Annotated in this window: 23 protein-coding genes; 9 read left to right on the top strand and 14 right to left on the bottom strand. The window is 68.7% G+C overall.

The genetic code is table 11. From position 1 onward, the window contains the following. Window positions 1-17: 17 nt before the first annotated feature. On the bottom strand, window positions 18-1166 hold the full coding sequence (locus tag IEY21_RS06235) for a GGDEF domain-containing protein (RefSeq protein ID WP_188902478.1): 1149 nt from the start codon (window positions 1164-1166) through the stop codon (window positions 18-20). 112 nt (window positions 1167-1278) lie between these two features. Further along, complete coding sequence (locus IEY21_RS06230; RefSeq protein WP_229752927.1) at window positions 1279-2214, bottom strand: nucleoside hydrolase; 936 nt, start codon at window positions 2212-2214, stop codon at window positions 1279-1281. A 372-nt stretch (window positions 2215-2586) separates the two neighbouring features. On the opposite strand from IEY21_RS06230, the gene IEY21_RS06225 reads away from it, so the two are divergent. Genes IEY21_RS06225 through IEY21_RS06215 form a run of 3 tightly spaced genes read left to right on the top strand, consistent with a single transcriptional unit; the run spans window position 2587 to window position 6376 of the window. Continuing rightward, entirely contained in the window at window positions 2587-4860 is a 2274-nt protein-coding gene (locus tag IEY21_RS06225) for a RelA/SpoT family protein (RefSeq protein WP_188902474.1), read from the top strand. Next, window positions 4857-5384: a PH domain-containing protein gene (locus tag IEY21_RS06220; protein WP_188902472.1), complete on the top strand. Its 528-nt coding sequence runs from the start codon at window positions 4857-4859 to the stop codon at window positions 5382-5384. Before IEY21_RS06225 ends, IEY21_RS06220 begins: the two co-directional genes overlap by 4 nt. Further along, complete coding sequence (locus IEY21_RS06215; protein ID WP_188902470.1) at window positions 5381-6376, top strand: hypothetical protein; 996 nt, start codon at window positions 5381-5383, stop codon at window positions 6374-6376. The genes IEY21_RS06220 and IEY21_RS06215 overlap by 4 nt, the downstream gene beginning before the upstream one ends. Window positions 6377-6397: 21 nt before the next feature. Here IEY21_RS06215 and IEY21_RS06210 read toward each other — a convergent pair whose 3' ends face one another. Beyond that, window positions 6398-7114: a YqjF family protein gene (locus IEY21_RS06210; protein ID WP_188902468.1), complete on the bottom strand. Its 717-nt coding sequence runs from the start codon at window positions 7112-7114 to the stop codon at window positions 6398-6400. A 198-nt stretch (window positions 7115-7312) separates the two neighbouring features. On the opposite strand from IEY21_RS06210, the gene IEY21_RS06205 reads away from it, so the two are divergent. Next, window positions 7313-7768: a PA2169 family four-helix-bundle protein gene (locus IEY21_RS06205; RefSeq protein ID WP_188902466.1), complete on the top strand. Its 456-nt coding sequence runs from the start codon at window positions 7313-7315 to the stop codon at window positions 7766-7768. A gap of 112 nt (window positions 7769-7880) precedes the next feature. Here the strand turns inward: IEY21_RS06205 and IEY21_RS06200 are convergent, their stop codons facing one another. The 4 genes from IEY21_RS06200 to abxC form a co-directional block, all read right to left on the bottom strand. Further along, a complete protein-coding gene (locus tag IEY21_RS06200; protein WP_188902464.1) occupies window positions 7881-9440 on the bottom strand; it encodes a HAMP domain-containing protein in 1560 nt (519 codons plus the stop codon). 100 nt (window positions 9441-9540) lie between these two features. Next, window positions 9541-9945, bottom strand: a complete 405-nt coding sequence (locus IEY21_RS06195) for a DUF8082 domain-containing protein (RefSeq protein ID WP_188902462.1) — start codon at window positions 9943-9945, stop codon at window positions 9541-9543. Beyond that, the gene (locus IEY21_RS06190; protein WP_229752926.1) at window positions 9942-10793 is read right to left on the bottom strand and encodes a hypothetical protein; all 852 of its coding nucleotides are present in this window, start codon (window positions 10791-10793) and stop codon (window positions 9942-9944) included. Before IEY21_RS06190 ends, IEY21_RS06195 begins: the two co-directional genes overlap by 4 nt. Window positions 10794-11024: 231 nt before the next feature. Further along, a complete protein-coding gene (gene abxC, locus IEY21_RS06185) occupies window positions 11025-11681 on the bottom strand; it encodes a monothiol bacilliredoxin AbxC (protein ID WP_188902460.1) in 657 nt (218 codons plus the stop codon). 116 nt (window positions 11682-11797) lie between these two features. On the opposite strand from abxC, the gene IEY21_RS06180 reads away from it, so the two are divergent. Then, window positions 11798-12019 carry a hypothetical protein gene (locus tag IEY21_RS06180; RefSeq protein ID WP_188902457.1) on the top strand — a complete coding sequence of 74 codons (222 nt, stop codon included), beginning with the start codon at window positions 11798-11800 and terminating at the stop codon, window positions 12017-12019. A gap of 8 nt (window positions 12020-12027) precedes the next feature. Here IEY21_RS06180 and IEY21_RS06175 read toward each other — a convergent pair whose 3' ends face one another. The 5 genes from IEY21_RS06175 to IEY21_RS06155 all read right to left on the bottom strand — a co-directional run bounded on the left by IEY21_RS06175 (window position 12028) and on the right by IEY21_RS06155 (window position 15779). Further along, window positions 12028-12972, bottom strand: coding sequence for a class I SAM-dependent methyltransferase (locus IEY21_RS06175; RefSeq protein WP_188902456.1), 945 nt, complete (start codon window positions 12970-12972; stop codon window positions 12028-12030). Between the two features lie 61 nt (window positions 12973-13033). After that, entirely contained in the window at window positions 13034-13951 is a 918-nt protein-coding gene (locus IEY21_RS06170; RefSeq protein ID WP_188902454.1) for a phospho-N-acetylmuramoyl-pentapeptide-transferase, read from the bottom strand. A 152-nt stretch (window positions 13952-14103) separates the two neighbouring features. Next, window positions 14104-14565: a hypothetical protein gene (locus IEY21_RS06165; RefSeq protein WP_229752925.1), complete on the bottom strand. Its 462-nt coding sequence runs from the start codon at window positions 14563-14565 to the stop codon at window positions 14104-14106. 49 nt (window positions 14566-14614) lie between these two features. Beyond that, entirely contained in the window at window positions 14615-15235 is a 621-nt protein-coding gene (locus IEY21_RS06160) for a GNAT family N-acetyltransferase (RefSeq protein WP_229752924.1), read from the bottom strand. 103 nt (window positions 15236-15338) lie between these two features. Next, the gene (locus IEY21_RS06155; protein ID WP_188902452.1) at window positions 15339-15779 is read right to left on the bottom strand and encodes a 23S rRNA (pseudouridine(1915)-N(3))-methyltransferase RlmH; all 441 of its coding nucleotides are present in this window, start codon (window positions 15777-15779) and stop codon (window positions 15339-15341) included. Window positions 15780-16010: 231 nt separating this feature from the next. On the opposite strand from IEY21_RS06155, the gene IEY21_RS06150 reads away from it, so the two are divergent. The 4 genes from IEY21_RS06150 to pfkA all read left to right on the top strand — a co-directional run bounded on the left by IEY21_RS06150 (window position 16011) and on the right by pfkA (window position 18748). Further along, a complete protein-coding gene (locus tag IEY21_RS06150) occupies window positions 16011-16439 on the top strand; it encodes a hypothetical protein (protein ID WP_188902450.1) in 429 nt (142 codons plus the stop codon). Next, window positions 16436-16717, top strand: coding sequence for a hypothetical protein (locus IEY21_RS06145; RefSeq protein WP_188902747.1), 282 nt, complete (start codon window positions 16436-16438; stop codon window positions 16715-16717). Before IEY21_RS06150 ends, IEY21_RS06145 begins: the two co-directional genes overlap by 4 nt. Further along, the gene (gene rsmI, locus IEY21_RS06140; protein WP_188902448.1) at window positions 16710-17657 is read left to right on the top strand and encodes a 16S rRNA (cytidine(1402)-2'-O)-methyltransferase; all 948 of its coding nucleotides are present in this window, start codon (window positions 16710-16712) and stop codon (window positions 17655-17657) included. Before IEY21_RS06145 ends, rsmI begins: the two co-directional genes overlap by 8 nt. An 83-nt stretch (window positions 17658-17740) precedes the next feature. Further along, window positions 17741-18748: a 6-phosphofructokinase gene (gene pfkA, locus IEY21_RS06135; RefSeq protein ID WP_188902446.1), complete on the top strand. Its 1008-nt coding sequence runs from the start codon at window positions 17741-17743 to the stop codon at window positions 18746-18748. A gap of 70 nt (window positions 18749-18818) precedes the next feature. Here the strand turns inward: pfkA and IEY21_RS06130 are convergent, their stop codons facing one another. Further along, the gene (locus IEY21_RS06130; RefSeq protein ID WP_188902444.1) at window positions 18819-19973 is read right to left on the bottom strand and encodes a branched-chain amino acid ABC transporter substrate-binding protein; all 1155 of its coding nucleotides are present in this window, start codon (window positions 19971-19973) and stop codon (window positions 18819-18821) included. 29 nt (window positions 19974-20002) lie between these two features. After that, a partial coding sequence (locus IEY21_RS16810) for a hypothetical protein (RefSeq protein ID WP_229752923.1) occupies window positions 20003-20183 on the bottom strand: 181 nt, incomplete at its 5' end.

Here is a 20183-nt window from a genome sequence, read left to right as displayed (position 1 = left end):
GCCTGCGGCCCGGCAGATCAGGCGGTCAGGAAGGTATGGTCGGGCATCCGGTCGGGGTCGGCGAGGACCACGCGGTTGCGGCCCTCCTGCTTGGCGCGGTACAGGGCGCTGTCGGCGCGGGTGGTCAGCCGGGTCAGGGTGTCTCCCGGCAGGCAGGCGGCCACCCCGAAGCTGGCGGTGATCTGTCCCACCGGGTCGTAGGGCGCGGCGCTCAGGGTAGCCCTGAGCTGCTCAGCCAGGGCGGCGGCGGCCTCTGCGGGCGTGTGCGGCAGCACGAGCATGAACTCCTCACCGCCCCAGCGGCCCGGGGTGTCTTCCGGCCGGGCAAAATCCGTCAGCAATCCAGCGATGTGCAGCAGCGCACCGTCGCCGGTCGGGTGGCCGTACAGGTCGTTGACCCGCTTGAAGTGGTCAATGTCGAACAGGATCACGCTGCCACAGTCTCCCCGCTCTTCATCCCGCAGCAGGCCCTCAATCTGCCGGTACAAGCTGCGGCGGTTGGGCAGGCCGGTCAGCGGGTCGGTGGAGGCCTCGTATTCCAGCACACGCTGTTCGTGCGACTGCGTGGTGAACCTGTCCTTGTACCATGCCAGCGCATGAACGAGCAGCAGGATGGCTCCGGTCGACACCTGCAGCTGCAGGGTGAACAGCAGCTGTCGCAGCGCTCCGTTCAGCGCGAAAGACAGCACGGTCAGGCCGAAGGAGGCGATGAAAGCGCCCAGAGTCAGGATGCCGGCCGGCCGGATATTGAAGATCAGGTAACTGATGATCGTGTTGGCAATGAGCATCAGATAGAGATTCAGGTTGCCCTGGGCCGATGAGTTCTGGACGGCGGCACTTCCAAAGTAGGACTGCTCGAGAATAAATACCAGGTTCAGGGTAAAAATGACCCTGAGCAGCAGGTCCACCGGGCGGCCCCGGGAGACCCAGTACACCGCCCACAGGCACAGCAGCGACAGCGTGGGATAAAAGCCCAGCAGCTCTGGACTGGGCGTTTCCTTGCGCAACTCAACGCCCCACAGCACGGCGATCACCGGCAGACCGCATGCCAGGGTCATCAGCGCCAGCCGCCGGTGCAGCGCCTGCCGCAATTCCTGCTCGGGAACCACGGCAGCACGCTCTGTGACGTGCGGTCCAACCCGACGGTCCGGAGGGCGCGGCGACATATGTTTCATATTAAACATCCCACGGATCGGTGCCCTCATGTTCTGCCCACCTTTGGAGCTGTCCCCAGGGTATTCCCCCGGCATGGTCCTGTGGGGCAGCCCTTCCATACGTCTACGGGTACCGTTTGATCCGCTCCACCAGCAGCGCGAAAAATCCGTCGGCGTCCACCTGCGTCACGACCTGCACGTTCTGTGGCCGCCCGGTGACATGCCAGACATCCGCCACGGTCCGGCCCGCGCTGGGGCCATCGGTCAGGTCTATCTCCACATACATGGAACGCGAGACAAACAGGTCCGGGCGCAGCAGCCACGCCGCCGTCATGGGGTCGTGCAGCGCGCCGCCGTCCCAGCCGTAGCGCTCGCGGTGGTGTTCGGCGAAGAATTCCAGCAGCACGGCCACGAACTCGCCCGCCCGCGTGCCCAGATTCCGGAAGGCCTGCACGCGGGCGGGGTGTGCGATGGCCTGGTGCGTGACATTCAGGCCGAACATGGTCAGCGGCACGCCGGAGGAAAAGACGATATGCGCGGCGTGGGGATCGGCCAGGGCGTTGAATTCGGCGGCGGGCGTCCAGTTGCCCGTGTCGGTGCTGCCGCCCATCCAGACCACCTGCCGGATCAGCGGCGCGATGTCCGGGGCGAGACGCAGGGCCAGGGCCAGGTTGGTCAGCGGCCCGGTGGGCAGCAGCGTGATCTCTCCGGGCCGGGCCCGCACCGCCTCGATGATGAAGCGGGCGGCGTGACCGGCCTCCGCGCCCCGTTGGGGAGGGGGCAGATGCGGGCCGTCCAGCCCGCTGTGCCCGTGAACAGCCTCGGCGCTGATGCGCGGGGCCACCAGCGGCCGGTCGGCTCCGGCGTAGATGGGCACGGAATGTCTGGTCAGTTCGCGGGTGACCAGGGCGTTGCGGGTGGTGTGTTCCAGGCCCACATTGCCAAACACCGTGCCGATGCCCAGCACGTCCAGTTCCGGGCTGGCCAGCGCGAGCAGGATGTTGATGGCGTCGTCGTGTCCGGGGTCGCCGTCCAGAATCACGGGCGTGGGCGGGATCATGCCGGGCATTGTGTCATTCCTCAGTTTAGGTGTCGCCCATCTTTCAATTCCATCGTAAGCTCCGTGCCATCTGTGTCAGGCAGGGGCCGGTACACTGGGGTCATGAATGGCCTGCGCGAATTTATTGACTGGCTCCGGGAGGTCCTGAGGGGCCAGCCGCACCCCCAGCCAGTGCCCATTCCTGTTCGCGTGCGCGACCGGCGCTGACAGCTCCTGCACTCACCTTATCTGCGCCCGCCCTTCCGGTGGGCGCTTTTGCGGGACGCCCGTGGGCTGCGCCCTGGGGTTTGCAGCGCACTGGGCACTGATGCGGAATGACCGCGCGCCGGGCGCGCTATTGTGCCGGGCGTGCCAGGGCGCGGGGATCACGGGATGGAAGAACTCAGGGTACTGGTGGCGGGTCGTCCGGCGGCAGAAAGAGACGGCATCGAACGGGCCTATGTCTTTGCGCGCGACGCGCACGCCGGGGTCAACCGCCGCAGCGGCGAGCCGTACATCACGCATCCGGTGGCGGTGGCCGTGGTTCTGGCGCGGCTGGGCATGGACAGCGACAGCATCATGGCGGGGCTGCTGCACGACACGGTCGAGGACGTCGAGGCCGTGACCTTCGAGCAGATCGAGGCGGGCTTCGGGCGCGATGTGGCGCGCATCGTGGAGGGCGAGACCAAGGTCAGCAAGCTCAGCAAGCAGGGCTCGCAGGCCGCCCAGGTCAGCGACGCCGGGCGCGACATGCAGGCCGAGAACCTGCGCCAGATGCTGATCGCCATGACCGACGACATCCGCATCATCGTGGTCAAGCTGGCCGATCGGCTGCACAACATGCGCACGCTCGGCAGCATGAAGCCCGAAAAACAGCTGCGTATTGCGCGTGAGACCATGGAGATCTTCGCGCCGCTTGCGCACCGCCTCGGGATCGGGCAGATCAAGTGGGAACTGGAGGACCTCAGCTTCCGCTACCTGTATCCCGACGAGTACACCTACCTGCAAAGCCGCCTGCGGACCCGTCAGGAGGAGCGCGACACCCTGATCGGCGAGGCCGTGACCGAGTTGCAAGAAGCCCTGACCGACGACCTGGAACTGCCCGAGTGGGTCAGCGACATCGACATTGCCGGGCGCAGCAAGCACCTGTGGAGCATCCACAACAAGATGCAGCGCGAGGGCAAGGGCCTGGAGCAGATCTTCGACCTGCTGGCCATCCGCGTGATCCTCACGCCCAAGGAGCTGATCGTGCCGGCCGGCACCGACGAGAAGCGGCGTGAGCGCGCCGAGCAGACGCGCGAGAAGCGCATCTGTTACCACACCGTCTCCATCGTCCACAGCATGTGGACCCCGCTGCCGGGCCGCTTCAAGGATTACATCGCGGTGCCCAAGCCCAACGGCTACCAGAGCCTGCACACCACCGTGATCAGCCAGAGCGGCCAGCCCATCGAGGTGCAGATTCGCTCGCGGCGCATGCACGAGGTCGCCGAGTACGGCGTGGCGGCCCACTGGATGTACAAGCAGGGCGCTCAGCTGGCCCAGCGTGACCGCGAGAACTGGATTCTGCAGCTGCGCGAGCTGCAAGACGAGATCAACGACGCCAGCGATTACATGGACGCCGTGAAGACCGACATCCTCGGTCAGCGGGTGCGGGTCTTCACGCCGCGCGGTCTGGCGATCAGCCTGCCGGCGGGCAGCACCTCCATCGATTTCGCCTACCACATCCACAGCCGCATCGGGGAGACCACCGTGGGCGCGCGGGTCAACGGCAGCATCGTGCCTCTGTCCCACAAGCTCGGCAACGGCGACATGGTGGAGATCGTGACGAGCAAGAACGGCCATCCCAGCAAGGACTGGTTGAACTTCGCCGTGACCCGCAGCGCCCGCGCCAAGATCCGCCACCATTTCCGTCAGCTGGAACGCGACGACGCCCTGCAGCGCGGTCATGACATGCTCGAGCGCCACCTGCGCAAGCGGCAGCTGCCGGTGCGCCAGCTGATGCGTACCAAGCTGCTGGAGGACGCGGCCCAGAAGCTGCTGGGCAGCCGCAACCCGGACGAGCTGTACTTTGCCCTGAGTGCGGGCAAGATCACCCCGAGCACGGTGGGCAAGGTGCTGTCTCCCAGCCTCGCGAGCGAACAGGGCACCGCGCCCTCCAAGCGCGCACCCAAGCCCCGCCCGCCCGAGAGCGGCGGCGTCTACGTGGAGGGCATGTCCACCACGACCAAGCTCAGCAACTGCTGTTCGCCGATCCGGGGTGACCAGATCATGGGTTACCTGACGCGTGGGCGCGGGGTGAGCATCCACCGCATCGACTGTCCCAACATGATCCGGCTGCTCAAGGACGAACCCGAACGCTGCGTCGCGGCGAGCTGGGACGTGGGCACGGCGGGACAGACCCTGGTGGATCTGGATGTGGTGGCTCCGGACCGCTCCGGGCTGCTGGCCGACATCCTGGGCGTGCTGAGCGCCGAGAAACGCAGCCCGCTGAAGGTGGAGGCCAATGTGGATCTCAACGACGTGGCCCACATCCTCTTGCGGCTGGGGGTGCGCGGCAACGCCGATCTGGAGAACGTGCGCGCCGCCATTCAGAAGGTCGAGGGCGTCACCGACATCGTGCGCCTGGGCCGCAACGGAGGGCGTGGGCGCAGCGGAGCCAGCGCATGATGGGGCCCGTGCAGGGGCGCAGCGTTCCGGTGGCGGCGGCCCCGGCCTCGCCCGTCTTGCGCGCCGTGACCTGGGGCGTGCCTGCGCTGCTGATGGCGGGGGCGTTCATTCCCGACGAGGACAGCACTCCACTGCAGCGGGGCGCGGCGGTTGTTCTGGCGCTGGCGCTGCTTGCCTGGTTCCTGCTGGCCCCGCGCCGCCTGGCCTATACCCTGACCCCGGACGCCGTGGTGATCCAGCGCGCTCTGAACCAGACCCGGCTGCCCTACTCGGAGCTCAGCGCCAGGACCACCTCCGGCATACTGGGCCTCCGCACCTTCGGGACCGGGCTGCCGGGGTACCTGAGTGGTCATTTTCTTCTGGCCCATGATGAGCAGGGCGTCAGGCGGGTGCTGGCGGCCGCATCAAGGGGCCGGGGCGGCGTGCTGCTGCAGTCGGGAAGCCGTCACTACTTCCTGACGCCCGCCGATCCGGGTGCGTTCCTGGCAGAACTCGCGCGGCGCGGCGCACAGGTCACCTCATGAGTGTGGTGCTGCTGCCCGATCTGGGCGACCTGTTGCGTCTGCATCCGCAGTACAACGCCGGAACCGTGGTGGAGATTTTGTTGCACCTGGGAGAAGGGGACGTTCTCTGGGCCACCGACCCCGACCCCGATCACCCGCTGCGCGACGCCCTGCCCGCCGCGCGCATACGAATTCAGGAGGGCTTCACGGCCGACTGGGCCTGGGCCGAGGCCGAACACGCGCAGCTGCAGACCTTCCTGCAGCAGTACCCCCAGGGCCGCGACCGGCTGAGGCAGGTGGGGCAGGCCGAGCGCGACCTCGCCGCGCTGCTCATCCGGCCCCTGACCGCCCACGGTGTTCTGGCCCCCGAGATGCTGGACGCTGTGCAGACCTACCACCAGACGGTGCGCGGAGCGCTGGACGAGGGACCAGGAACGTGCTGGCGGGCGCGGCGGCTCTCGGAGCTTGCCGCGCGGCTGGCGGGCCATCGCGGGGTGGTGCTCGTCCCGCTGGATGACCTGCCGGAGTTGCTGGCGCTGCTGCCCGGCGCACGTGTGCCCAGCCTGGACACCTTCACCCCCGGTGAGACCAGCCGCCTGCGCGCCCTGGCCGACCGCGCGTGGCGGTTGCAGGAGGATGACGACCTGAACGCCCTGCTCACGGCCCTGGACCGGGAAACCGGAACGACCGGACGACCGGACGCGGTGACACCGCCTGCCGAACTGCACGCCGCCGCCGCCAGCATTTATCTGGCTGTGGGGGACCTGGCGGGGGCCCGCGAACGGCTGGAACGGGCCGCCCACGCCCTGCAGGGCGAGCTGCCCCGCAGTCTGGCCGGGCTGACCCTGGCGCGGCTGGGGCAGGTACGCGACGCGCTGGGCGACCGCGAGCTGGCCGTGCGGACCTACCGCGCGGTGCTGGCCCTGAACCATGTGCCCGCCGTGGCCCGCCAGACGGCAGAGGCAGGCCTGAAGGAGCCGTTTCGCCTGAGCCTGGACAACCCGGACGCCTGAAGGTGGTGGAGGGGGCCCGCCCTACCGCACCCGCTCCAGCCCCCTTGCCCGCACGCGCAGTTCCCCGGCGTGCAGCAGGTGGGGTTCTCCGCCCAGGTCCAGTCCCAGCGGCGCGGCCAGCGTGTTGTGGCGGATGACCGCCTCGGCCCGGCGCAGCGGCCACACATCATGCTCGATGCGGCCCCGGTACACCCGCCCGCGCGGATCGGCGCTGTACAGGTTCAGCCGGTTGGTCAGCCAGTCTTCCAGGCTGCCGGGCGGCGCGCTGATGGGGTCGCCGACGGGCCGGTACGCGGCGGCAAACCGGCCGGGCGGAGCCTGACGGTGGGTGCGCAGGCTGGCGTAACGGGTGACGCCGTTCTCGCGCGACACCCACATCCGGGCGTCAAAGTACGGAAGATGAAAGAACTGCCGCGCCAGGCGCACGGCCAGGGGCTGCGCGGCGTCCAGGCTGTAGAACCACACCCCCGCTTCGCCCCCGGCCGTTACGTAGGTGCGCAGGTTCAGCTCGGGAAAGGCGCTCAGCCCCGGCACGCCCGGCACCCCGCGCGGGGCCACGTCTGCCATGCGAAACGGCACCGCGCCCAGCCACGCCTGGCCACGGTAGGTGTCGAGGACCACACCGGGGGGCAGGGTGCGTGCCAGGGTGTCGGGGTCCACGGGCCAGTGCATGAAGCACAGGTCGTGCCAGGCCATGCGCAGAATCCAGGGGTGACTGGCGGTGGGGGTGGAGGACATGGGCCAGAGGCTAGGTCAGAACCTTCAGCGCAACTGCAAGAAAGTCAGTCGGGGGCCGGGCGTCTCCAAGCCTCAAGACCAGTTCAAGGCTGTGTGAATGGCGTCTTATGCCAGCGCAATGGTTTGTCGACCTGCACTCCCTAGCCTGTGGGCACGAGAAACGCCCGTTTCAGTGGGCGTTCACCGAAGGAGCGACCCATGATGAACAACGAACAGGCCACCGACAAACTGCAGTATCTGCTGGGCACCCTGCGCGACGGCGAGAAGGGGTTTTCCGAGGCCGCCGAACATGCCGACGACCCCAAGCTCAAGAGTCTGTTCAGCGAACGCAGCGCCCAGCGTGCCCAGCTGGCCGGTGAGGTCGAGGCCAAAATTGCCAGCCTGGGAGACAAGCCCCGCGAGGGCGGCAGCGTGGGCGCGGCCCTGCACCGTACCTGGCTGAACGTGCGTGACGCGGTGACGGGCCGAGACGATTACGCGGTGGTCGCCGAGGCCGAGCGCGGTGAGGACACGGCCATTCAGAACTATCAGGATGTGCTGGACGACAAGGAGCTGCCCGCCGACCTGCGCGCCTTCGTGGAAACCCAGTACGCACAGGTCAAGGCCAGCCACGATCAGATCCGCGATCTCAAGCACAGCATGAAACCCGACTGAGCGCGTCCCTGGACATCATCCCCACAAGGCCCGCCGGGTTCATGCTCGGCGGGCCTTGTGGGGATGGGGGAGAACGCGACCTCTTGCGGGCCTGGACGAGCAACCGTGGCGCTTAATTCCGGCGGCGGCGGCGCAGGCGCTCCATCGCCGCTTCCAGGCTCAGACGCATGCGTTCCAGGGCCTGGGCAAGGTCCCCGATCTCGTCGTTGCGGGCGGCCTGCACCGGGCGCGACAGGTCGCCCATGCTGATGGCGTCGGCGGCGCGCACCAGCCGCTGGATGGGCTCGGTGACCTGCCGGGCAGCGCGGGCGGCAAACACTCCGGCCAGACCCAGGCCCAGCAGCGAGGCCAGCAGCACCAGCAGCAGGGTATTGCGCAGGTTGGTGGCCGCCTGGGCGTTGGGCAGCCCCACCGTGATGCGCCGGACATACTGGTCGTCTCCGGCATTGACCGGTGCGGCGACCGCCCGTCCGAGCTTGTCTTCGCGGAACGTGACCCGGCTGACCACGTACTCGGTGCCGTCCAGCTTCAGGGTGCCACTGTTGGGGTGGGTGCGGGTCCAGTCGGTGAGCTGGGTGTTGAACTGTCCGTTGAGCTCGGGGTTTCTGGAGCGCAGATAGCTTGCGCCGCCCGGCACCTCGACCCGTACGAATCCCACGTCCGAGCCGGCGATGATGCTGTCGAGCTGCGCGTAGGTCAGGCTCTGGCTGCCGGTGGTCAGGTTGGCCCCGACGGCAGCGGCCACTGTGCGGGCGTTGGCCTGCACGACCTGACGCTGCATCGTGGGCAGGGTCAGCGCGAGTACTCCCAGCGTCACGGCGCTGGCAAGGACCAGCGGAACCAGGGCGCCCAGCGTGAGCTGCCGGGCCAGGCTGTTGCGCCGCAGCCCCGCGCCCTTGCCCAGCTCGCCCACACCCACGCCGGGCACCAGCATCGGCGCGATGGGCGCGGCCGAGGTCCCCGGCGTTTCCGGGGTCTCGGTTTCCGGCATGCCGAGGCCACCGGTAAAGTCCGACCACACGTCGGCGGACGGCAGTGAGGACGCGCTGTCTTCCAGGGCGGCCGCAGACGACCCCACAGACGAGGGGCTGCCCGGTTCGAACGGGTTGGTGGTCGGGGGCGGCAGGTCACTGCTGAACGGGAAGGAAGTGCCGGCGGAGTCCCCAAACACCGACAGGTCCGGGGCAGCTGTCAGGCCGCCGAAAGCCTGAGCGGTGGCCCGGGTTTCGGGCGGGGCGTCCAGGGTGGCCGTCCGTCCACCCGAGGAGGCTCCGGCGCTGGTGATCCCGGAGGGTTCGGGCGCGCTGGACACAGGAGCCATGGGAGAGGGCCAGGCGGTTGCCGGCAGCAGGGGCGCAAGCAGGGTGTCGTCGTGGGGATCGGCGACGCGCCGGGCGGTGGGGAGGGGGGCGACTCCCTGAAACGGCTCGGACAGCTGCTGGGTGTCCTCGTGGACCGTTTCCAGCGCGACCTCTGCGTCCACCGACTGGAACACGCTGAGCAGCAGTTCCGCGCGGGCGCGGGAGGTGGGCTTCATCAACCGCCCCGCACGCCGGGCCGCCAGCTTCCGTGCCTGCTCGGCATTCAGACCAAAGCGGTCAATCAGCTGCTGTTCCAGTTCGGGTTGCCGTGCGGCGTCCACCGGCTGCCGGATCACGATGGTGTATTTCATGCTGGTTATTCTCCCTTGATGCTGCGCGTCACGGTGTGCTGGGACGCGGTCCGGCCTGTGGTGCCCGGTGCCGGAGGTGGCCCCTGCCAGCGCAGACGGGTCATGCCAGACCCCGCTCGCGCAGCTGGCGCGCAAAGGCCTGCAACTGCTCGGGGCTGAGTTGACCGGCCAGTTCCGAGAGCAGGGCGCTCACGCTGGCCTGCCGGCCCGGTTCATCCAGCGCTTCATCGACCATCAGCGCCGCCATCGGACCGACGACCAGGGTCAGGCACTGCGTTACCGTGCGGATCAGTTCCGGCGTCACCGGCTGCTCGTGCTGTCTGGCCCGGCTGATCCAGCGCTGGGCCTCTTCCATGTGGCGCTGCAGCTCGGTCACGCTCAGGTTGCCCAGCCGCGCGACCGCCTCGGCGCTGCGCTCGCCGTTGATCAGGTCCATGATCCGCCATACGTGAAAGGGCAGGGCCGTTGTATCGGACAGGCCTTCGGGCCACCGCAGGGGGCTCATGCCCGCCCCATCCGGCCCAGGCCGGCGGCCAGCCATTCGGGCCGTGCGGGCAGATCGCCCAGCGGCAGGTCGCCCAGGCGTACGCCCACCCGCACCAGGGTCTCGCGCAGGGCCAGGTACAGCGCCGGGCGCCATTCCTCGACCGGCAGGCCCGGATCAACGGTCAGCTGACCGCGCTGCAGGGTGATCTCCCGCGCAAAGGGGTCCAGACACGGGTGATCCTCGCTCAGGCGGGTGGTAACCTGCCGCCACGCGTCGTCCAGCGGGGCGCTGTGGTGAATGGTCCGCAACAGGTCCTGCCAGAACCCGACCAGGGCCTCACGGTCCCCTTCCAGGCCCAGCGCATAGGTCTGCCCGCCGGCGCCGGAGGCCGGAAGGTCGCCTCCCGCGATCCGCCCGGCGTTCCAGAAGCTGCACGCCGCGCCGGACACCAGCAGTCCCGAGAACAGAGCGCGTTCCAGCCCGTCCCTCGCCTGAGGCCACGCGGTGGGCAGCGGGCGCGGCGAAACGGCGCGGCAGGCCCACAGCAGCTCGCAGATCATGGGCGCGGCCTCGCTGAGCGTGACGCGGGCGCGCGGCAGGCCCGCGAGCGTGACCGCCCAGTCCAGCGCCTGTCCACCCACCGTGAATCCGCCCAGCAACCGGCCCTCCAGCCACACGAACCGCGCCCAGCGCGGACCCTGCACGGCGTCGAGCACCCCACTCCAGCCGCGTTTCTGGCGAACGGCCAGGTCGCCCAGAACCTCGGTCCAGGGGTAGTGGTCGGTGCTGAGGGCGGCATACACCACCCGGTCGGTGGGCGCGGACGGAGGAGACGTGGGAAGCGGAAGGGTGAGGGCATCTGTCATGTGTCGTCCGGGGAAAAGAGGGTGGCGTGCGTGCCGAGGCGCAGACGGCGTGAACGGTGAACGATGACATAACACCCTGTGACCTCTTACCATCCGCTTACAGAACAAGAAAAACCCACCCCCCGGCGGCTCTTTCGGGCCAGGGCGTGGGCGGGTTTATGGGAGGTGGTGGGCTCCCGGACGGGCCCAGTGCTGGGGTGGTCTCAGCGCTGGAGCTGTCTCAGGACGGGATTAATCCAGTTCATCCAGCAGGGCCTGGACCCGGCCCTGCAGGTCGCCGCGAACCTGGGGCGCGCCGAGCTGGTGCAGGCCACCGTGATAGGCGTCGGGATCGCCAAACAGGCGCGAGAGCAGCTCGAATTCGCGCTGCGAGCGCAGGCTGGCGTCATCGCGGAACAACGTCACGTACTGGTCCTGAAAGGCCCAGTCGCTGAGCTTGCCGTCCAGGAAGTCGCGCATCAGGCGGCGGTACGGCTCGATGTTGTCGTCGGTCTGCACGGTCGCTGCGCCGCTGCGCCGGGGCACCTGCGCCTCGAACACCGGGGACAGCGCCTCGGGGGTGATGTCCCAGTTGTTCACCTCGAACTGCACCTGACCGTCCTTGAACAGCATCAGCTGCGGGCTGTGGTGAATGATGCCGGTGCGCTGCGCCACATGGTTGCTGGCCGGCCGCCAGTCCACCACCCGGATGAACCCCACCGGCAGCTCATGGTTTTGCAAGAACGTTTCGAGGACCCCGAAGCCCTGCATGGTCTTGTGGCAGGTGCCGGCCTTGAACACGGCGGCCAGCGGGTATTCCGTGAGGAACTGGTCCACTTCCTCGGGGGTGGTCAGGGGAACAAGCACCTGTTTTTCGGCCTGTGTCTCGGTCTGGGCAGTCTGCGTCATGCCTCCAGCATACCTGCCGCTTTAGAAAACGAAGTGAGGCGGCGCACAAGTGGGGCCGGGCCAGCCGGCGGCCGGTGGTCCACAGCGTGTGCAGGCACCGTGTTCTATCCTGAGTCATGTCCAGACCAGCGGACGCCACCGAATTCTTCAGCATCACCCTGGGCGAGGTCACGGTCAGCGGCTGCGTCACCCCGGAAGTCCTGCGGCGCGTCGAGGACGGCGAGCGCATCCGGTTCACCGTGTACGAGGCGATGACCGGAGAAACCGAACTCGGAGACTGGGTGTGCAATTTTGCGGGTGGGGAACTCCTGCCGCTGTCCCTGCCGGAAGACACCTGATTCAGGGTCTACCCGCTCAGCTCCCAGGCCACCACTTTCAGGTGGGCGGCCCCCGGATAATCCTCGCCCACGCCCAGCCGCCGCGCCGCGCGGCCGCGCCGTCCGGCTTCGGCCAGTCCGGCCTCCACCATGCGGTCAAAGGTGGTGGGGGAGACGCCGGCGTGGTTGAGCAGTGTCAGCAGTGTGCCGCCCGGCGCGGTGACCTCTGCGGCCAGCGCCGCGAGGCGGGCATAGTCGTGCTCGGCCCGCCAGACACCGGCCTTGCTGCGGGCAAAGGAGGGGGGGTCCAGAATCACCAGATCGAACACGTCGCCGCGCCGGTGCAAGCGGCGCAGCCATCCGAACACGTCGCCGTACAGAAAATCGGCGTCCGGGGCATCCAGACCGCTGAGGGCGTAGTTTTCCTGTCCCCAGGCGAGCACCTTGCGTGACAGGTCCACGTTCTTGACCGTGTCTGCGCCGCCCAGCGCCGCGCTGAGCCCGAAGCCGCAGCTGTAGGCAAAGGTGTTGAGGACCCGCGCCGGAGCGTGGGCCCGCACCCAACCCCGAGCCGGGCGGGCGTCCGCGAACAGGCCGATGCTGAGGTCCGCGCCGGGGCGGATCAGGAAGGGTACGGCGCTTTCCAGCGCCGTGATCTCGCCGCGCGCCTCCCCCCACACCGGCTCCGGCGGAGAGAGCCACTCGCGCGCCACGTTGGCCGCGTGCCGGGCCTCGGGAGGCCGGCGCTTGAGGTACACCGCCGCCAGCCCCGCTGCCGTGCCGCAGGCGGCGGCCAGGGCCACCTCGTCCTGCACGGTCAGGTCGGTGTACAGGCTCAGCACCCCCGCGTCGCCGGCGAGGTCCAGCGCAAACTGTCCCCCGCTCTCGGTGGTGTGAACCCCCCGGTAAAAGGTGGTGCCCTGGCCGGGAAGATGGGCGCGGCGGGCCAGCAGGGCGGCGAGATCCGGAATCATGGAAACAGGCGGAGGGTCCGGGCGGCGCGGCCTGTGTCGCGGTCGCTCTGCGCGCGCCGCACTACGGCCGGCCTCCCAGAATCCACCACACTGCCGCCGTCGCCACCGCCGTGACCACCCAGAAGCGCAGCGTGACGTGGGTTTCGGGCCAGCCGCTCAGCTCGAAGTGGTGCTGGATGGGGCTCATGCGGAAAATCCGCTTGCCGCGCAGGCGGAAGGAGGCGACCTGGATCACCACGCTCAGGACGGCGGCCACCGGAATGATGGCGGCCAGCGGCAGCAGCCACACGTCGGCGTACAGCACGTACGCGCCCGCCGCGATGGCTCCGATGGCGTGGCTGCCCATGTCGCCCATGAACACGCGGGCCGGGTGGGCATTGAACCACAGGAACCCCAGCAGCACGGCCACGAGCAGCGCCGAAACCGGCGACAGGGCCAGCAGCGGCAGCAGCACGATGATCGCCACGCCGCCCAGCAGGCCGTCGAGGCCGTCGGTGAAGTTAAAGGCGTTCACGCTGCCCACCATCACCAGCGCGAGCAGCAGCGTGTCGCCGATCTGCCCGAAACCGGGGACCAGTTCATGCGAGGCGAGCGGCGCGGCAAACCAGCCGAACAGCAGGCCCACCAGCAGCTGCAGCGGAAACTTCTCACGGGCGAGCAGTTCCTTCTTGCCGCGGCCCTGCATGCGCGAGCGGACCTTCAGGAAATCGTCGGCCCCGCCGATCAGGCCCATGCCCAGCGCGGTCAGCATGATCAGCAGTTCGCGCGGTCCCCCGGCGTTTCCGGTGAAGTACAGCGGAAAGAAGACCAGTGCCAGCGCGAGCACAAAGGCCACACCGCCCGCCGTGGGGGTGCCCTCCTTGACCAGATGGGTCTGCGGGCCGTCCTTGCGGACCGGCTGGCCCCAGCCCCGCGCCTTGCTCAGGCGGATAAACAGGCCGACCAGAAACCAGGACAGCAGCGCGGCGAGGACGGTCAACGCCGCGCCTCCACGGTCGGGCGGCGGACACTTGGCCGGGCGGGGAAGTCTTTGCTCATCTCAAACGCGAAGGGTAGCACGCCCGTGTCGCGGGCCTTTGCGGACCGGGCGGGCGGCCCCCGGTGCGTCGGCCCGGTCCGGTCCGCCAGACCTCAGTTCGCCAGATAACGGATAAATTCTCGCATGGCGTTCACGCACTCATTCTTGTGGCCCTCGGCGCTGCTGCCGGTGACGGTCCTCAGGATACCTGCGTCGCTGAGGTACAGCTGCGCCACCTTGTAGGTGGCCCCGCCTTCGCGGTAATCGTAGGCGGCGAGCACCGCCCAGAAGCCCGCGCGGTCCACCGGCTGGGTGACCACCCCCGATACGTTCTTGCTGAGCTGCGCCCGCAGCTTACCTGCGAAGGTCAGCGCCTCATCCTGCGAGGCGAGCACCGGAAAGGCCTGCCCCGAGCGTTCCTCACGCAGCAGGCAGCCCCCGCCCGCGTCGGTCCACAGGTTGGCGTCTCCATTGACCGGCACCCAGCCTTTCATGGGCACGATCAGCGCGGCGGCGGGCGTGCCCAGGGTGGTCAGGGCCAGCACGGTAAGGGACAGACAGCGCATTGTGGGCATCGTGACCCTCAAGCTAACAAAGCGTTTCTGGCAAATATTAAGCCGGGGCTCATGAGTCCCGCGCCCCCAGACGCGCCTGCAGCCCGGCCTTCACGGCGGGCCACTCGCCGCGCAGCACGCTGAACACCACGCTGTCGCGGGCAAAGCCGTCCGGCCGGACCTGATATTGGCGCAGAACGCCTTCCTGTACGGCCCCCAGCTTGTGCATGGCGCGGACGCTGCGGGCGTTGCGGGCGTCCACCTTGAAGTGGACACGGTTGGCTCCCAGCACCTCGAAGGCGCGGGTCATCAGCAGAAGTTTGGCCTCGGGATTGACGGCTGTGCCCTGTGCGCCGGGCAGCAGCATGGTCCCGATTTCTGCCCAGCGGTCGGCGACACTGATCTCGCTGTAGCTGATGCGCCCGACCACCACGCCCGAGTGGAGCAGCCGCACCGCAAAATTGATCCGCCGGGGCAGGGCGTTGAGGCGGGTGATGTACTCGGCCCAGGCCGCCTGCGTCGCCTCGGTCGGCCCTCCGCGCGACAGGAAGCGCACGGTCTCCTCATCGGCGCCCGCGTTCAGGTCGGCGGCGTGCGCTGGACTCAGTCCCTCCAGCGTGATGAAACGTCCGGTCAGGGTGGGGGTCTGGAACCACTCGGCTTCGGAAGCAGGCGGAACGTCGGAGGTCACGGCCAGACTCTAGCGGACGGGCCTAGGCGCCGCCTCTGAAGAGCTGTGTACCGGACGGCTGTGTCGCCATAACAACCCCTTCCGGCTGCCGCTGCCATCCCGGCTACCCCCGGTGGTACGGCTCTCCCGCGCTGATGGTCGAGGCCCGGTACAGCGCCTCGGCGAGCACCACCATCGCGAGGTCGTGCGGCAGGGTCAGCCGGCCCAGGCTCCACAGGGCGGCGGCGGCAGCCCGCAGTTCATCGGTGTGGCCGTCCGGGCCGCCCACCGCGAAGGCCAGTTCGCCGGTGCCGCCCAGGGCGCGGGCATCGAGATCGGCACTCAGGCCCTCGGAGGTGAACTGCGTGCCGCGCGGGTCAAGCAGAATCAGCGGCGCCTTGCCGGCAGCCTTGCGGATCGCCGCGCTCTCGGCCTCGGGCGTCTTGCCGGCCACATGGCTGAGCTGCACCTTGTGGTAACGCTTCAGACGGGTGGTGTACTCGTCCCAGCCCATGCGGGCGTAGGCGAGTTTGGGCGTTCCGACGGTGATCAGGTGCAGGCGCACAGCCCGCAGGGTACCGCAGCTCCCGGCCGTGAAGTGAGGCCCATCCCGCTTCGCAGGCGTGCTTGCCGCTAAACTGTGCGGCATGAGGCATGAGCGACTCCAAGAGCGCCGCTGGGCCGGGAGGATGAACTCCGGGCGAGGCGATCCGGCGTCTGGGGTAGGAATCCTCCAGGCTCCCGACGTTCGGGAGGCCCGGTGCGGGCGCTGTGCTCCTGTTCACCGGAGCGGCGCATGAACTACGCGGCGACGCTGGCCGTCCTCGTGGTGCTGGCCTTCTGCTTTCCGTTGACCGTGAGGCTGGGCGCAGGACTGGGCGTCTCGGAGACGATCTCGTTCTCGGTCCTCGGCGCCCTGTCCATTTTCGCGCTGGCCACCTATCTGGTGCGCTGGCAGGTGGGCCGTCACCGCGTGGACCTCAGCCGTCTGGAAGCCGCGCGCGCGCAGATTCTGGCGGACCCGGAAAATCCCCGGTCGTATTTCGTCCGGGGAGAGCATCTGGGTGCGCTGCTGCTGCGGCTGGACCGGCGGCGGGAAGCGTCGGAGGTGATCGACCGCTATGCCCGGCTGGGCGGCGCGCGGGAATCGGAGATCGTGGCACTTCGTGAGGCATTGTCCAGGGCGCAGCGGCGGCAACGCCGGGCCCAGGGGGGAGAAGTATGAGGGCCTACAAGGGCATCGTGGAAAATGGGGTGGTGGTGGTGGTCGGCACCCGCCTGCCCGAGGGGACCGTCGTGACCGTCACCGTGGGCGAGGGCGAACTGCTGCGTGCCCGCATCACCAATGTGCTCAAGCGGCCGCGCAAGGTGCGCGTGCGCATCAAGCCCAATATCGGAATGGCGACCGGCACCGTGGACACGCGGGACACGGGTGCGCCGCGCACTCTGGGGGGCGGGACGCTCGCCCTGGAGGGTCCGCCTTCCCTGTCCGGCGATGCCTGAGGCCGGGCCGGTCACGGCAGAAACCGGCACAGAGGGGGAGGCGCGGGTCTGGCTGGTGCCCACCCCGGTCGGCAACCTGGGAGACATCACCCTGCGCGCCATCGAGGTGCTGCGCGGAGCAGACGCCGTGGCCTGCGAGGACACCCGCCGGACCGGGGCATTGCTGTCGCACCTGGGCCTCAGCCGGCCGCTGGTGAGGCTGGATGCCCACACCATGCGCCGGGCGCCGGGCGTGCTGGAGAAATATCCCCGGCTGGCCTACGTGTCCGACGCCGGAACCCCGGGCATCAGCGATCCCGGCGCGGAACTGGTCACGGCAGCCCTGGAAGCCGGGGTGCCCGTGGAGGTGCTGCCCGGCGCGACCGCCTTCGTGCCGGCGCTGGTGCTCTCTGGGCTGGGCAACGCGCGCTTTACCTTCGAGGGCTTCCTGCCCCGCAGCGGCAAGGAGCGCAAGGAGCGCCTCGCCGCCATCGCCGCCCGCCCGGAGACCAGCGTGGTGTACGAGAGTCCCCACCGTCTGGCGGCCACCCTCAGCGAACTGGCAGCGGTCTGCGGTCCGGCGCGGCCGGCAAGCGTCACGCGGGAGCTGTCCAAGCGCTTCGAGGAAACGGTGCGGGGCACCCTGACCGAGTTGGCCGGGCGCTTTGCGGCGGGCGCACGCGGCGAGATCGTCCTCGTCGTCTCGGGCCGTCCGGCCCATGAGGCCGCCCCGGACGCGGCGCCGCCCCCCGACCACGCGGCCCTGGCCCAGGCGTGGGCCGCCGAGGGCCACCGGGTGAGGGATATACGTGACCGGCTGGTCGCCGCCGGTTTGCGTAAGAATGACGCTTATGCTCTGGCCCTGCGGGCCACCGAGTCGCCCGATGCCCCGTTGTCTGATGCCCCGTCGCCCCCTGATGCAGACCTCCCTGAGGAACCCCGGCCCCTGCCCTCCTCCTGAAGCTGCACCGCACCGTTTCTTCCCCTGGCCCGCGCGCGGGTGACCTCCGCCCCCCCCGGACGCCGCGAAAGTGAGACCCCGACATGACTGAATCCCTTCCCGCCAAGCACCCCAACTCTTCCGGCATCCAGCGTCTGGCCGTCCTGACCAGCGGCGGTGACGCGCCGGGCATGAACGCCGCCATCCGGGCGGTGGTCCGCACCGCCAGCTTCGAGGGACTGGAGGTGCTGGGCGTGCGCCGGGGCTTTTCCGGCCTGCACCGCGGCGAGATGAAGCTGCTCGGCCCGCGCGACGTGGCCAACACCATTCAGCGCGGCGGCACCATCCTGCTGACCGCCCGCAGCGCCACCTGGCGGACCCCGGAAGGCCGCGCCGCCGGCGCGCGGCACCTGCGTGAGCAGGGCGTGGGCGGCCTGATCGTGATTGGCGGGGACGGTAGCTTTCACGGCGCGCATCTGCTGGAGCAGGAGCACGGCATCCGGGTGATCGGGGTGCCGGGGACCATCGACAACGACCTGTACGGCACCGACCACACCATCGGGTACTTCACGGCTGTGGAGACCGCGCTGGACGCCGTCGACAAGCTGCGCGACACCGGGGCCAGCCACGAGCGCATCTTCGTGATTGAAGTGATGGGCCGTCATGCCGGCCACATCGCCCTGGATGTGGCCGTGGCGGGCGGCGCAGAGGAGGTCTTCATTCCCGAGGATGCCCGGCCCATCGGGGACGTGGTTCAGGTGGTCAAGGACAGCGTTGCCAAGGGCAAGCTGGGCAGCATCGTGATCGTCGCCGAGGGCTTTCCGGGCGGCGCACAGGGCGTGGCCGACGCCATTCAGGCGGGCACCGGTCTGGAGACCCGGGTCAGCATTCTGGGCCACATCCAGCGCGGCGGCACTCCGGTGTCCAGTGACCGCATCCTCGCCAGCCGTCTGGGCGAGGCGGCCGTGTACGCCCTGATGGACGGCGTGAGCGGCGTGATGGTCGGCCGGCAGGGCGGAAACATCATCCAGACGCCGCTGCACGAGACCTGGGAAAAACGCAAGGACGTCAACCGCGACCTGTACCGCTGTGCCAAGACCCTGAGCGTCTAACGGCTGGGGGACCACCAAAGGGGCGGGGCGGGGAAGACCCGATCCCCGCCCTCGCCCCTGTCCGCTTCCGTTACGGTCGGGGAGGCTTGACCGTCGACTGCGCCGCCAGACTCTGCTTGCCCGCCTGGACCTTCATGATGTACAGCGTGACCGAGTTGCGGTCGCCGACGCTGTTGAAGGTCACGTCGCCCGACAGCAGGCCCTTGAAGCTGCCCTTGCGGATGGCGGTCTCCACCTGGGTGCGGGTGGGCAGCTTGCCGCCGTTGGCCTTGGCGGCGTCCAGAATACCCTGGGCGATCACGTTGGCCGAGTCGTAGGCAAAGGCCGCGTATCCGGCCGGCACGGTCTTGAAGGCCTTGCGGTAGTTGGCCGTGAAGGTCTTGGCGGCGGGCAGGGACTCCAGCGGCGCCACAATCGTCGTGTAGTAGATGTTGTTGGCACCCTTCGCCGCGATCGTGGCGAGTTCGGTGCTGTCCAGACCGTCGCCGCCGACCACGGGGATGTCGATGCCCGCGTCACGCAGCTGCCGGATGAAGATCCCGATCTGCGTGTAGATGCCGCCGAAGTACACCGCGTCGGGCTTTTGCAGCTTGATCTTGGCGATGATGCTGGAAAAGTCGCTCTTTTCCTCGGTGCCCTCGTTGACGATGACCTTGGCGCCGCCGGCCTTGAGGGTCTGTTCGACCTCGGCGGCCAGGCCCTCACCGTAGGAGGTCTTGTCATTCAGGATGTAGACCGATTTGGCTCCCAGCTTGTCCATCATGAACTTGGCCCCGGCCGGGCCCTGGGCGTCGTTGCGGGCCACGATGCGGTTCATGTTCGCCAAGCCCCGGTCGGTTACCTCGTTGGCAGTCACGGCTGGGCTCACCATCGTGACGTGGCTGGCCTTGAGCGCCTGACTGGCCGGAATCGCCACGCCGCTGTTCATGGTGCCCACCACGCCCAGAATCTGGCGGTCCGAGGCGATCTTGCGGGCGGCGGCGGTGCCGGTCGCTGGGTCGGCCTGATCGTCATACCCCACGAACTGCAGGTCAAAGCCCAGCTTCTTGAAGGCGGCCTTCTGTTCCTCGACGGCCAGCTGCGCGCCGTTCTTGAGCAGCGTACCGGTAAAGCTCTGGCTGCCCGAGAGCGGCGAGAGGCTGGCGATCTTGATGGTCGTCTGTGCGCTGGCGACGCCCCCGGACAGCAGAGCGAGGGAAAGCAGATTCAGGAATGTCTTGTTCATGGGTCCTCCAAAAGAAAGGGCTGCCCCGATCAGATTTTCTGATCTGGTACAGGGTGAAAATCATCAATACGGCTCAATGCAGATAGAGTCACCCTAACCTCTGGGCAGGATGAAGTCAAATCAGTGTCCAGCTCAGGAGTTGCACCTTGCATAGCGCAGTGAATATCCGTGCTGGCCGAGGAATTCTGCGTTTTTACTGAAGATCCGGAG

The organism is Deinococcus aerophilus (genome assembly GCF_014647075.1).
In the GTDB taxonomy this organism is placed as follows: Bacteria; Deinococcota; Deinococci; order Deinococcales; family Deinococcaceae; genus Deinococcus; species Deinococcus aerophilus.
This window is presented reverse-complemented; position numbering and strand designations above follow the sequence as displayed.